This window comes from Rhizobium sp. NLR22b (assembly GCF_019685295.1).
GTDB lineage: Bacteria > Pseudomonadota > Alphaproteobacteria > Rhizobiales > Rhizobiaceae > Rhizobium.
In genome coordinates this window covers 26,692-40,124 of the sequence record NZ_JABDWM010000025.1, presented here as the reverse complement: position 1 = coordinate 40,124, position 13,433 = coordinate 26,692, and the positions used below count along the sequence as shown (strand labels likewise).

At 63.0% G+C, this 13,433-nt stretch carries 10 protein-coding genes and 1 pseudogene; 7 read left to right on the top strand and 4 right to left on the bottom strand.

Annotated elements, in window-relative coordinates:
• Positions 1-32 precede the first annotated feature (32 nt).
• The 3 genes from HJC00_RS28875 to HJC00_RS28865 are packed head-to-tail and all read left to right on the top strand — an operon-like array spanning position 33 to position 4,046.
• Positions 33-1,049, top strand: a complete 1,017-nt coding sequence (locus HJC00_RS28875) for a glycosyltransferase family 2 protein (RefSeq protein WP_221165021.1) — start codon at positions 33-35, stop codon at positions 1,047-1,049.
• A 12-nt stretch (positions 1,050-1,061) separates the two neighbouring features.
• On the top strand, positions 1,062-2,561 hold the full coding sequence (locus HJC00_RS28870) for a glycosyltransferase family 39 protein (protein ID WP_221165026.1): 1,500 nt from the start codon (positions 1,062-1,064) through the stop codon (positions 2,559-2,561).
• The gene (locus HJC00_RS28865; RefSeq protein WP_221156499.1) at positions 2,562-4,046 is read left to right on the top strand and encodes a glycosyltransferase family 39 protein; all 1,485 of its coding nucleotides are present in this window, start codon (positions 2,562-2,564) and stop codon (positions 4,044-4,046) included.
• Positions 4,047-4,052: 6 nt separating this feature from the next.
• On the opposite strand, the pseudogene HJC00_RS28860 reads toward HJC00_RS28865, so the two are convergent.
• Positions 4,053-5,419: pseudogene (locus HJC00_RS28860) on the bottom strand (aspartate aminotransferase family protein).
• An 83-nt stretch (positions 5,420-5,502) separates the two neighbouring features.
• Between HJC00_RS28860 and HJC00_RS28855 the strand changes: the two are divergent.
• The gene (locus HJC00_RS28855) at positions 5,503-6,855 is read left to right on the top strand and encodes a glutamine synthetase family protein (RefSeq protein ID WP_210631666.1); all 1,353 of its coding nucleotides are present in this window, start codon (positions 5,503-5,505) and stop codon (positions 6,853-6,855) included.
• A 17-nt stretch (positions 6,856-6,872) separates the two neighbouring features.
• Here the strand turns inward: HJC00_RS28855 and HJC00_RS28850 are convergent, their stop codons facing one another.
• A complete protein-coding gene (locus HJC00_RS28850; RefSeq protein WP_210628549.1) occupies positions 6,873-7,817 on the bottom strand; it encodes a diacylglycerol kinase family protein in 945 nt (314 codons plus the stop codon).
• A gap of 303 nt (positions 7,818-8,120) precedes the next feature.
• Between HJC00_RS28850 and HJC00_RS28845 the strand changes: the two genes are divergently transcribed.
• Positions 8,121-9,347 (top strand): MFS transporter, encoded by a 1,227-nt coding sequence (locus HJC00_RS28845; protein WP_221156495.1) that lies wholly within the window; start codon positions 8,121-8,123, stop codon positions 9,345-9,347.
• 262 nt (positions 9,348-9,609) lie between these two features.
• On the top strand, positions 9,610-10,983 hold the full coding sequence (gene mgtE, locus HJC00_RS28840) for a magnesium transporter (RefSeq protein WP_210628551.1): 1,374 nt from the start codon (positions 9,610-9,612) through the stop codon (positions 10,981-10,983).
• Between the two features lie 213 nt (positions 10,984-11,196).
• Here mgtE and HJC00_RS28835 read toward each other — a convergent pair whose 3' ends face one another.
• A complete protein-coding gene (locus HJC00_RS28835; RefSeq protein ID WP_210628552.1) occupies positions 11,197-11,670 on the bottom strand; it encodes an Lrp/AsnC family transcriptional regulator in 474 nt (157 codons plus the stop codon).
• Between the two features lie 145 nt (positions 11,671-11,815).
• On the opposite strand from HJC00_RS28835, the gene HJC00_RS28830 reads away from it, so the two are divergent.
• Positions 11,816-12,718 (top strand): DMT family transporter, encoded by a 903-nt coding sequence (locus HJC00_RS28830; protein WP_210628553.1) that lies wholly within the window; start codon positions 11,816-11,818, stop codon positions 12,716-12,718.
• 75 nt (positions 12,719-12,793) lie between these two features.
• Here HJC00_RS28830 and HJC00_RS28825 read toward each other — a convergent pair whose 3' ends face one another.
• A complete protein-coding gene (locus tag HJC00_RS28825) occupies positions 12,794-13,408 on the bottom strand; it encodes a L,D-transpeptidase (RefSeq protein WP_210628554.1) in 615 nt (204 codons plus the stop codon).
• Between the last annotated feature and the right edge of the window lie 25 nt (positions 13,409-13,433).

Genomic DNA, 13,433 nt, shown 5'->3' with positions numbered 1-13,433 from the left:
GCAAGGCCGCCCGGCCTTTTGGAGATGCAAAGTTGCAGACAACGCTAGAGCCCATTCGCGGCACGAATGATCCGGTACAATCGCTCGAGCTGTCGCTGGTCGTGCCCGTTTTCAACGAAGAGGAAAGCGTCGGCCCGCTGGTCGAGCGCATCGTTGCGGCGATGGCCGAGTATCCTCATCACTGGGAACTGATCCTCGTCGACGACGGCAGCACGGATGCGACGCTCGTCAACGCCCGCAAATTCGTCGGACGCGAGGGCCTGGCGCTCAGGATCGTCGAGCTGCAGCGTAATTTCGGCCAGACCGCCGCCATGCAGGCCGGCATCGATACCGCCCGCGGCCGGCTGATCGCGACGATGGACGGCGATCTGCAGAACGACCCGAAGGATATCCCTTCGATGGTCTCCGAGCTGGAGCGGCGCCAACTCGACCTCCTGGTCGGCTGGCGCAAGAACCGCAAGGACGGCCTGTTCCTGCGCAAGATCCCGTCCTGGTGCGCCAACTACCTGATCGGCCGCATCACCGGCGTCAAGCTGCATGATTACGGCTGCAGCCTGAAGATCTACCGTGCCTCGATCATCAAGCAGGTGAAGCTGATGGGCGAAATGCACCGCTTCATCCCGGCGTGGGTCGCCGGCGTTGTTCCGAGCTCGCGGATCGGCGAGATGGCCGTCACCCACCATGCTCGCGAGCACGGCGTTTCAAAGTACGGCATTTCGCGCACCTTCCGCGTCATCCTCGACCTGCTGTCTGTCATGTTCTTCATGCGCTACAAGGCGCGGCCCGGCCACTTCTTCGGCTCGCTCGGTCTCGGTCTTGGCGCGGTTGCCATGTTGATCCTGCTCTATCTCGGCTTCGACAAGTTCATCCTGGGCAACGATATCGGCACCAGACCCATGCTGATGGTCGGGGTCGTTCTCCTCCTTTCGTCGGTGCAGATGATCACCACCGGCATTCTGGCGGAAATGATCGCACGCACCTATTATCGTGACGATGCCTCCCCGAACTACATCGTCCGGCAGATCTTCGACGATCAAAGCCAAGCGTAAGCCGGCAGCATGATGCTGGACCGCGCGAAGAGGACGATCAGAACCGCGGCGCTGCTGCTTGCAGCCTATTTTGTGCTGAACATCGCGCTCAGGCTGGCACTCCCGCACGCGCTGGAACTCGATGAGGCCGAGCAGTCCTTCTTCTCGCAATATCTGCTGGCGGGCTACGGCCCGCAGCCGCCCTTCTACAACTGGATGCAATATGCCGTCGTTTCGGTAACCGGCTTGTCGATGGGCGCCCTTATTATCCCGAAGAACATCCTGCTCTTCCTGTGCTACCTCTTTTACGGCCTTGCCGGGCGCGAGGCACTGAAGGACCAGAAGCTTGCCGCCGTCGCGATGATGGCGCTGATCACCCTGCCCCAGGTTTCCTACATGGCGCAGCAGGATCTGACCCACACGACGGCGCTGCTCTTTGCCAGCTCGCTCTTCCTCTACGGCTTCTTCCGCACGCTCGAGCGGCCCGGCATCGGTAGCTACCTCCTGCTCGGGCTTGCCACCGGCATCGGGCTGATCTCGAAATATAATTTTGCGCTGATGCCCGTCGTGGCGCTGATCGCCATCCTGCCCGATGCCGAATGGCGGCGCCGGGCGCTGGACTGGCGTCTGCTGGCGGCAATCGCCGTCGCGCTCGTCATCGTGTTGCCGCACGCGATCTGGCTGCGGAGCAACCTCGAATTCGCCTCTTCCGATACTCTGGTCAAGATGGCCGCCGGCAATGAACCGGTCGGCGCCTTGCGAATCGGCAAGGGTATTCTTGCCTTTGTCGTCGCCATCATCGCCTTTGCAGCACTGCCCGTCGCAATTTTCGCCGCCGCCTTCCGCCGGGACTTCTTCCGGGCGCTCTCAGCCGGAAACCGCTGGACCGGGATGCTGGAGCGAATGATGCTCGCGAGCCTCGCCGGCATTCTTCTGATCGTGCTGTTCACCGGCTCCACCACGGTGCGTGAACGCTGGCTCGACCCATTCCTGCTGGTGCTGCCGATCTATTTCCTGGCAAAGATGCAGGCGGGCGGGCTCGACCTTTCCGCCGGACTGCGCCGCTTCCGGCCTGTCGTGCCGGTGCTGATGGCCTGCGTCCTGGTCGCGCTCGGCTTCCGCGTCGTCGGCGCCGGGCTGATCGGCACCTATAGCAGGCCGAATGTGCCGATGGCCGATCTCGCGCGCGATATGACGCGGCAGGCCGAACCTGTGCTGGTGATCGCCTCGGATACCTATGTCGGCGGCAACATGCGCCTGCAGCTTCCCGACGTGCCCGTGGTGATCCCGGATTTCCCTGCACCCGGTATTCCGGCCTATGCGACGGCAGGCGGGCCGGTGCTCATCGTCTGGCGCGGCAAAAAGACGGCAACGGCCGCGGATGCGGTCATGCCGGAGCGGTTTTCATTGGCGCTGGCGGCGGCAGGTATCGCGCCGCAGGAAGTCGACGCCTTGTCGCTTCCCTATCATTTCGGCCGCCAGGGCGACAATTTCGCTCTCGGTTATGCCTGGGTTCGGCCGGGGGCGAGATAGTTGACCGAGACCAGCCTCCGCGACATCAGATGGATTTTCGTCCTGCTGGCCGCCTATTTCGTCCTTCAGATCGGCGTGCGGCTTGCAACCTCGCATTCGCTCGATCTCGACGAGGCCGAACAGGCCTTCCGCTCGCAATGGCTCGCCGCCGGTTACGGCCCGCAGCCGCCGTTTTACAACTGGCTGCAATATACCGTCTTCCAGTTTACAGGCGTTTCGCTGGCTGCCCTGTCCGTCGTCAAGAACCTCCTGTTATTCAGCTCTTATCTGCTGTACGGCCTGACGGCGCGGCTCGTCCTGCGCGACAAGGCGATGGTGGCGATCGCAACACTCGGTCTGCTGACCATCCCGCAGATGGTTTTTGAGATGCAGCGGGACCTGACGCACACGGTCGCGGTCTTCTTTTCAGCCAGCATCTTCTTCTACGGTTTCATCCGCAGTCTGAAGCAGCCAAGCCTTGCCTCCTATCTGGTCGCCGGTATCGGCATCGGTTTCGGCCTGCTTGCCAAGTATAATTTCGCCATCCTGCCGGCGGCAGCACTAATTGCCGCCCTGGCGGATCAGCGCCTGCGGCCGCGGATTTTCGATTGGCGGCTGGTGTTGACGGCTGTCGTGGCCCTCGTCATTACCCTGCCGCACCTCTTCTGGCTGAAGGACAATCTCGATTTCGCTACAGCACGCACGCTGGAGAAGATGACCGCGAGCGGCCATGCGAGCTATCCCATGCAGGTCGCCATGGGCATCAGCTCGCTCGCTCTCGCCGTCATCAGCTTTGCCGGATTGACGGTGGCGGTCTTCGCCATGGTGTTCGGCAAGCGCCTTCGCCAGGCGTTTACTGCCGGCTCGGAATGGACGCGACTCGTCGAGCGGATGATGCTCGTCTTCCTGACCGGCATTCTGTTTCTGGTCGTCTTCGGCGGTGCGGCCGGCATCAAGGATCGCTGGCTGGTACCGATGTTTTTCATCCTGCCGCTCTATCTCTGCCTGAAGGTCGAGGCCGCGGGCGTTGAGACCGGCAAGGCTTTCCGGCGCTTCATGCTCGTAGTCGCCGTCATCATGATCGGCGTGCCGGCGATCCTTTACGGCAGCGTCGCGACGGCACGCTTCACCGGTCATTACGAACGATTGAACAGGCCCTATGCCGCGATGCTGGAAAACCTGCGTCAACAGGCGGAACCGGCGGCAATCCTTGCCGGCGATAGCCTTCTTGCCGGCAATGTCAGGCAGGATATTGCCGGGGTACCGGTCCTCTCCGTCGATTATCCCGGCTTCCATCCGGATCTGACCGGCCGCCGACCGCTTCTCCTTGTCTGGCTGATACCGAAGGGAGGCAGCGAAGCGCTGCCTCCTGATATGGCGCAATGGCTCCAGACCAATCTCGGCGCCTCCGCGCCTGAGACATCGGCGATCGACGTGCCCTATTTCTACGGCCGCGGCAGGGACAGCTATCGTTTCGGCTATGCCTGGATCAATCAGCCGGCCTGAGCGAAGTCACGACTTCAGCTCCTTCCAGGCCGCGTCCAACGCCAGCCTGGTAATCCTTGCCATCTCGTCTACCTCCGCGTGGGTGATGACAAGGGGCGGCGAGGCCAGCATGCGGTCGCCGGTGGCGCGCAGCACGAGGCCGTTCGCCAGTGCATGGTTGCGCACCAACGCGCCGATCTGATCGGGCTTGTCGAAGCGAGTGCGCGTGCTCTTGTCGGCAGTGAGCTGCAGGCCGCCCATGAGGCCAATGCTGGCTGCCTCGCCGACAAGATCGTGTTCGGCGAGCGCCGCCCAGGCCTTGCCGAAATAGGGACCGATATCGTCGCGCACCCGCTCGACCAGTCTTTCCTCCTCGATGATGCGCAGATTTTCGAGTGCGGCGGCGGCGCAGACCGGATGGCCGGAATAGGTGAAGCCGTGATTGAAGTCGCCGACCTCATTGATCAGCACGTCGGCGATGCGGTCGCTGACGAGCACGCCGCCGATCGGCAGATAGCCGGAGGAAAGCCCCTTGGCGATCGGTGCGAGATCCGGCTCGACGTCGAATGCTGGTGGCCGAACCAGGCGCCCAATCGACCGAAACCGCAGATCACCTCGTCGGTCACCAACAGGATATTGCGCGCCTTGCAGATGCGGTCGATCTCCGGCCAATAGGTCTCAGGTGGGATGATGACGCCGGCAGCCCCTTGCACCGGCTCGGCGACGAAGGCGGCGACATTCTCCTCGCCGAGCTCGTCGATCTTCGCTTCCAGCTCGCGTGCGACTTTGAGGCCGAATTCGGCGGGCGAGAGATCGCCGCCCTCGCCGTACCAATAGGGCTGACCGATATGGACAATACCCGGGATCGGCAGGTCGCCCTGCTCGTGCATGTATTTCATGCCGCCGAGGCTGGCACCGGCAACGGTCGAACCGTGATAGCCGTTCTTCCTCGCGATCACGATCTTCTTCGACGGCTTGCCGACGGCGCTCCAATAGACCCGGGCCATGCGAAACCAGGTGTCGTTCGCTTCCGAACCGGAGCTGGTGAAGAAGATATGGTTGAACCGTTCGCCGGCATGGGACGTAACCTTCTCAGCCAGCAGCGTCGCCGACGTCGAGCTCGTGCCGAAGAAGGTGTTGTAATAGGGCAACTCGTTCATCTGCCTTGCGACGGCCTCGGTGATCTCCCGGCGGCCATAGCCGATATTGACGCACCAGAGGCCGGCGAAGCCATCTAGATATTTCCTGCCGCGATCGTCGAAGATGTGGCAGCCCTCGCCGCGCTGGATGATGCGCGCGCCTTCGGCATTCAGCTTTTTCATGTCGGCGAAGGGATGCAGGTGGTGCGCGGCGTCGATCGCCGCAAGGTTCGAGGGTGGGTAAGTATCGAGCATGGCTGGTGAAAGACCCTCGCGGATTGAAAGGCTGTTGTCGATGAGATAGGAGCTTGGCCTTGTCCCGGAGGATTTTCAAGGCAATGGCGAGCGACAGGATGGACGGCAAGGCCTGGGGTGGCGACCCGCGTTTCGAAATCCTGATCGTCGGTATGAATGGCGATCTGCGCGGCAAACAGCTGCCGCCGGGCGCAGAAGACAAGGTCTGGGCCGGAGAGATCCGCCTGCCGACCTCGACGCAATCGCTCGACATCTGGGGCGACGACAATGACGATATCACCGGCCTGTCGCTGACGATCGGCGATCCCGATGGCAAGGTACTCCCCGACCGGCGCAGCCTGGCGCCGATGCCCTGGGCACCCGAGGGCTCGATGCAAGTGCTCGCCAGCATGCATGAATTCGACGGCAGCCCCAGCTTCATGGACCCGCGTGCCATCCTCGCTTCTGTATTGGAGCGCTATGCGGCGCGGGGATTGACGCCTGTGGTGGCGACCGAGCTGGAATTCTACGTGATGTCGGGAGACTGGCGTGAGACCGGTCGCCCCTCCCCGCCCGAAGGCCTCACCTATCGCGGTGAGCCGAACGGTTTCCAGCTTTACGACATGAGCGCCGTCGACGCACTCGACGACTATCTCGGGACGCTGAGGGCCTATGCGAAGGCGCAGGGGCTGCCGGCGGAAGCGACGACGGCGGAGTTCGGTCCCGGCCAGTTCGAGATAAACCTGCTGCACCGCCCCGATGCGCTGGCGGCCGCCGACGACTGCCTCTACCTTAAGCGCATCGCCGAACAGGCGGCGCGCCGGCACGGGCTGAAATCGACCTGCATGGCCAAGCCCTATTCCGACCATGCCGGCTCCGGCCTGCATGTGCATGCAAGCGTCATCGACCGGCAAGGCCGCAACATCCTCGATGCCAAGGGCGGCGAGCCGAAGCGGCTCAAATCGGTTGCTGCCGCGCTGCTCAACAGCATGCGCGAAGCGCAGCTGATCTTCGCCCCCTTCGCCAATTCCTACCGCCGCTTCCAGCCGGGCTCGTTCGCACCCGTCGATCTCACCTGGGGCAGCGGCCATCGCGGCACGGCGATCCGCATACCCGACAAGGACGGGCCGGCCGCCCGTATCGAGCATCGTGTCGCCGGCGCCGATGCCAATCCCTATCTGCTGCTCGCGGCAATCCTCGGCGGCATGCTCACCGGTCTCGAACACGAACTCGACCCCGGCGAGGAGACGACGCCCTCGCATACGCCTGCGAATACCACACGGCTGACGCATGATTTCCTCAGCGCCGTCGAGGCTTTCCGCACCTCGCCGCTCATCACCGATATTTTCGGCGCGCGTTATCAGGCGCTCTATGGCGACACAAAGCGCAAGGAAGCGCTTGCGCATCTGCGCACCGTCTCGGATTTCGACTATCGCACCTATTTGCCGCGGCTCTGAAATTTTCAGCGGCCGGTTTACGCGGCGGGCTCGCGGCGTTCATCGGCATTCACCTGCGCGGCGAGACCCTGTTTGACAAGAACCTTCAACTCGCCCGGATGCAGCCGGATCGAGACGTCGCGTTCGAGCGGCAGCAGCTCGCCGTCCATGACGCAATTGGCCTTGGAGCGCAACTTCGGGAAATGCAGCTGCACCTCGGCCGGGTGCATCACCATGACATCGGCGTTCTCGCGGACCTTGCCGCGCAGCATGTCGACGGCAAGGCGGGCGACACCGAGGGGTTTTAGCGGATTTGCAGTATAAAAGCCGAGTTCGCCGCTTCTCAGATTGTCGGCGTAGAGCAGCGGATTCTCGCCGAAGGGATTGTTGGAGACCGAAATCGCCGACACCCTGCGGCGTTCGCGCATGCCGGCCGCCTGGAACTCGACCTCGAATTCCGGCGGATTGAAGATGACGCCCAAGGCCGCTTTCGTGCTCGCCCGTATTTTGCCCAATCGGGAGCGATAGCTGTAGGCGTTGCGGTAGCGAACCATCCGAGCATGCAGACCGGCGGAAAACTGGTGAATGAAGGGCCGGCCGTTGGCGCTGGCAATATCGACATTATCGATCTCGCCGGAGGCAAGCACATCGAGCGCCTGCCAGATATCGAGCGGCACGCGCAGCGAGCGGGCAAAGAGGTTCATCGTGCCGGCGGGTACGACGCCGAGCGCGACGCCGTTTTTCCAGGCGATCGATGCCGCCGCCGAAATCGTTCCATCGCCGCCGCCGGCCACGATCCCGTCGATATCGTCGCGCTTGGCCGCCCGCTCCATGGCGGGAATGATCTCCTTTCCGGAGAAGACGATGGCGTCGAAATCGTGCCCGGCGTCGCGGAATGCTTCTTCCGCCCTCTTTTCGTAGGCCAGCATGTCGGTGGTCCGGAAGGTGCCACCGTCGCGATTGAAAAAGCCTACAAACTTCATAAGGGCTCCCGTCCCTGGCGCGGAAACAATACTGCCTTTGCTCCTGAGATGGTTGCGGTATCGGCGATTTCAAGCGCGGCCGCTTTTCCTAAGAAGCAGCTGAAATGCAAATATTGCAACTGACATATGCACATAGCAGGACGCTGCACTGCAGAAAACGCACTCGACGCCAGCCGATGCGTCCGGGATAGATGAGGAATATCGGAGATACGTATCTCCGCCTCCCGCCATTCGAATGATCGGCCCGCAGCCGCGCTTGCGCCAGCGGCCATCGCCAAGCCAAAACCGCATCGAGGAACTCTCGTGAGTGAGATTACCGTCAATGATTCCATCGACAGCCAGGATGAAGCGCTGCCGTCGGCAACGACCGTGGCGCTGGTGCAACTGGCGCTCGCCTGCGGCGGCTTCGGCATCGGCACCGGCGAATTCGCGATCATGGGGCTCTTGCCCAATGTCGCCGCCACCTTCTCGGTGACGACGCCGCAGGCCGGCTACGTCATCAGCGCCTATGCGCTCGGTGTCGTCGTCGGCGCGCCCGTCATCGCCGTGCTCGCGGCGAAAATGGCACGCCGCACGCTGCTGCTGACACTGATGCTGATTTTTGCCGCCGGCAATATATCAAGCGCCATGGCGCCGACCTTCGAGACTTTCACCCTGCTGCGCTTCGTCAGCGGCCTGCCGCATGGCGCCTATTTCGGCGTGGCGGCGCTTGTCGCCGCCTCGATGGTGCCGGTGCATCGGCGCGCCCGAGCGGTCGGCCGCGTCATGCTCGGCCTGACGGTTGCGACACTTCTCGGCACGCCCTTGACGACATTTTTCGGACAGTCGCTCGACTGGCAGGTAGCGTTTTTCTCGGTCGGCGTGCTCGGCCTGCTGACGGTGACGCTGATCTGGTTCTACGTACCCAAGGACCGGGTTTCCGAAGAAGCGAGTTTCGCACGCGAACTCGGCGCCTTCCGCCGACCGCAGGTCTGGCTGACGCTCGGGATTGCTGCCGTCGGCTATGGCGGTATGTTCGCCATGTTCAGCTATATCGCCTCGACGACGACCGAAGTGGCGATGTTGCCGGAAACGGCCGTTCCGATCATGCTGGTGCTCTTCGGCGTCGGCATGAATGCCGGCAATTTCATCGGCTCGTGGCTCGCCGACAAGTCGCTGCTCGGAACGATCGGCGGCTCGCTCGTCTATAATATCGTCGTGCTGACCACCTTCTCGCTGACCGCCGCCTCCCCCTATATGCTCGGCCTTTCGGTCTTCCTCGTCGGCTGCGGTTTTGCCGCCGGCCCGGCGCTGCAGACGCGGCTGATGGATGTCGCCGCCGATGCGCAGACGCTGGCCGCAGCTTCCAACCATTCCGCCTTCAACATCGCCAATGCGATCGGCGCCTGGCTCGGCGGCCTCGTCATCGCCTCGGGTTACGGCTTTGCGGCCACCGGCTATGTCGGCGCGGCACTCTCCTTCCTCGGCCTCTTCGTCTTCGCAGCCTCAGCCCGCCTGGAGAGCCGCACCCGCAGCACGCAGGCGGCGTGACCGATCTTCGCTGCAACGCGTGCAGGTGCGACATTCTGGCGTTAAGCATTTAGCCGGCTTGACTTTTTCCGCGTTCGGCACCACGTAGCATGCACGTGGACGGCACCTGTCAGCCACGGATTTCAACGGAGTCATCTTAGCGATGCCAAGCGACAGTAGCAGTCGATTGCCTTTGCCGTACGCGGCCGCCCTCGTGCGCTGACCGACTCCTGTCGGCTCGCCCGATCGGACGCTACGGCGGATCGACGGAAAGGCGAGCCTCATGAATATCAATCGCTTCCCTCTTCGGGCAGGCCATGCCGCCCGTGCCTTCATCAACAATAGCCGCGGCGCCACGATCGCCGAACGCGTCGACGCGTTGAACGCGCTTAGCATCCAGGACGCCGGACGGGTGCTGTCCGGCATGCCGCTCGACTATGCCGTCAACATCCTCGACCGGCCGGAGCTTCGCAACGCCGCACAGATCCTGGCGCTGATCAGCGCCGAGGACGCCGCACGGCTGCTGCATGGCATGTCCAACGACCGCGTCGCCGACGTGCTGCTCGAACTCGACGGCGAGACCCGCGCCCGGCTGTTCTCCAGCCTCGACGAGCCGGTGCGCGTCTCTATCCAGCATCTGATGGGCTATCCGCCGCGCACGGCCGGCAGCATCATGACGACGGAATTCGTCAGCGTGCCGGATAGCTGGACCGTTGCCCAGACGCTCGATCATGTGCGCCAGGTCGAACGTTCGCGCGAAACCGTCTACGCCATCTACGTGCTCGACGAGGTCAGCCATGCGCTGATGCACGTGGTGACGCTGCGTCGCCTGATCACCGGCGAGCCGGATGCCTCCATCCTCACTGTCGCTCAAAAAGGCGCTCCGGTTTCGGCCGATCCGCTGATGAAGCAGGAGGACGTCGCCCGGCTGATCCGCAAGCACGACCTGCTCGCCTTGCCTGTCATCGACGAACATGGGCAGGTGCTCGGCATAGTCACCGTCGACGACGTGATCGACACGATGATATCGGACACCACGGAAGCGGCCCAGAGGTTCGGCGGCATGGAGGCGCTCGGCCAGCCCTACATGAAGATCGGCTTTGCCGGCATGATCCGCAAGCGCGCAGGCTGGCTCGCCGCCCTCTTCCTCGGCGAGATGCTGACGGCGAGCGCCATGCAGCACTTCGAAGGCGAGCTGGAAAAGGCCGTCGTGCTGACCCTGTTCATCCCACTGATCATGAGCTCCGGCGGCAATTCCGGTTCGCAGGCGACCTCGCTGATCATCCGCGCCCTTGCACTCGGCGAGCTGAAGCTTTCGGACTGGTGGAAGGTGCTGTTCCGCGAATTGCCGACCGGCATCGTGCTCGGCGCGATCCTCGGCCTCGTCGGCTTCATCCGCATCGTTTTCTGGCAGTCAGCCGGGCTCTATGATTACGGCCCGCATTGGCAGATGGTCGCCATCACGGTGTTTGCCGCCCTGATCGGAATCGTCACCTTCGGCTCGATCTGCGGCTCGATGCTGCCCTTCATGCTGCAGAAGTTGCGGCTCGATCCGGCCAGCGCCTCGGCCCCCTTCGTCGCCACGCTGGTCGACGTCACCGGACTTGTCATCTACTTCTCGGTGGCGCTGCTTATCCTCAGTGGGACGCTGCTGTAGAGCAAAAAGCCCCTCATCCTAGCCCTCCCCGTTCTGACGCGGAGAGGGGACGTGCCTTGCGAGAGGCCTATGGAGGCTGAGAGGTCGCGACCTATCCCCTTCTCCCCGCGTGCGGGGGAGAAGGTGCCGGCAGGCGGATGAGGGGGCGGGCTCGAGGTCCGAGCAGAGAAAAAAGTATTGTTCGTCAACAAACTGCCAGCAAACCGAGGGAAATTATCTCACCTCTGGCAGCTTCAGCGGCCCATGCGTCTTGATGCTGCGGATGGCGAAGTTCGAGCGGATGTCGCTGACATTCGGCAAGGTCAACAGCGTGTCCGTCAGAAGTCGTTCATAGGCAGCGAGATCCTCCACCACCACTTCTGCCAGAAAGTCGGCGGTACCCGAAATCAGGAAACACGAGACGATCTCGGGGATGGCGAGCAGCGCCTTCTGCTGCGCCTCGGAATTTTCGCGGCTGTGATGCACCACCTTGAACTCGACGAAGACCGTCAGGCCGAGACCGACCTCCTTGCGGTCGATATCGGCGGTGTAGCCGCGGATGATACCGGAGCGTTCGAGATTACGAATGCGGCGCAGGCAGGGTGACGGTGAGAGATTCACCTTCTCGGCGATCTCGACATTGGTGGCGCGGGCATCCTCCTGCAGGCATTTCAGGATGGCAATATCGAATTTGTCGAGATTTGGCATTTTCGCGATATCCATAGGCATAATTTGGCAGAAGATTGCGTATACCACGATTTTCAAGCCACAGATAGCAAGGACATGCCCCGGCCTCCGGCGCTAATCTCTTCCTCAACCGGACAAGATCCGGATGGAGGAAAGGATTGGAACGATGAGCACGATCGCATTTTCAAACGACAAGTCACCTTCGCAGACGCTCGGTTATGCCGCCGGCAGCATCACCGTCTTGATCTGGGCGACCTGGTTTCTGGCGACCCGCCACAGCGCCGCGACGTCGCTCGGCTCGATCGATATCGGCCTCATCCGCTACGGCATTCCGGCGCTTGCGCTTTCGCCCGTCTGGCTTCGCATCGGTCTGCTGCCGAAGGGCGTGCCGCTCTATCTGCTGGCGGTCATGGTCGCCGGCTGCGGCGCGGTCTTCTTTCTGGTGACGACGCTTGCCATTCACTCCACACCGGCGGCCTCCTCCGGCATCCTGCTCGGCGGCTCGATGCCGCTTGCCACCGCACTGATCGGCATTGTGCTGTTTCGGGAACGGCCGGATGTCACGCGCCTCGCCGGGCTGGCCGCCATAGTCGGCGGGGTCCTGATCCTGCTTGCCCGCAGCCTTGCCGATGCCTCCCTGCCCTGGACAAGCTTTGTCATGCTGCCGGCCGGCGCCGTGCTCTGGGCAAGCTACACCCATGCCTTCCGCCGCTCGGGTCTGACGGCCATTCAGGCGAGCGCACTGATTGCCGTCTGGTCCTTCCTGATCATGGCCGTGCTCGCACTCGTCTTCGGTATCTCGCTGCCGCAGGCCCCGCTTCCGGAAATCGGCCTGCAGGTGTTGAGCCAGGGCATTCTGTCGGGCCTCGTCGCCATGGTCGCCTATGGCACGGCCGTTCGTACCCTCGGCGGAACACAGGCCGCCGCCTTCACGGCGCTGACGCCCGTTCTTGCCACGCTCGGCGGCGGCCTCCTGCTTGGCGAAGCAATTGGCGTTGCCGAAATCAGCGCCGCCGTGATCACCGGCATCGGCGTCGCACTTTCGACGGGGATTGCCGCGCGACGCTGACCGTCAGCCGCGACCGACAATACGAAGCCGCCGACAGCCATTGCTGCGGCGGCTTTTCAGTGTGTTCTCGGTCGTTCAGGCCTGGATGACGACGACCCTGGCGCCGACCTCGACGCGGCTATAGAGGTCGATCACATCGTGGTTCATCATGCGGATACAGCCGCTCGACATGGCGAGACCGATCGATTCCGGCTGATTGGTGCCGTGAATGCGGAAATGCGTGTCGTTGCCGCCGCGATAGAGATACATCGCCCGCGCGCCGAGCGGGTTGTTCGGGCCGCCCGGCATGCCGCCCGCAAGCCTGCGATAGCGTTCCTCGCGGCGCTGCATGTTTTCCGTCGGCGTCCAACTCGGCCACTCGGCCTTGCGCCCGATATAGGCGTTGCCGGCAAATGCCAGTCCCTCGCGGCCGACACCGACGCCATATCGCATCGCCCTGTTGTCACCGAGGACGTAGTAGGCGCGACGCGCCGGCGTGTCGATGACGATCGTGCCCGGCGCATGCGCGCTTTCATAGGCCACTTCCTGGCGGCGAAGTTCCGGCTTGATCTTGTCGATCGGCACCTGCCTCAGCGGAAACTTTTCATCCGGAAGCGCGGCATAATTCGTCTGGCTGTTCAAGCCGGTCGAGGAGCAGCCAGCGACGAAGAGCGGCAAAGCGATCAGAAAACCCCGGCGGGAGATCGTCATGAATGTGTCCTTAGCGCGTCAACAA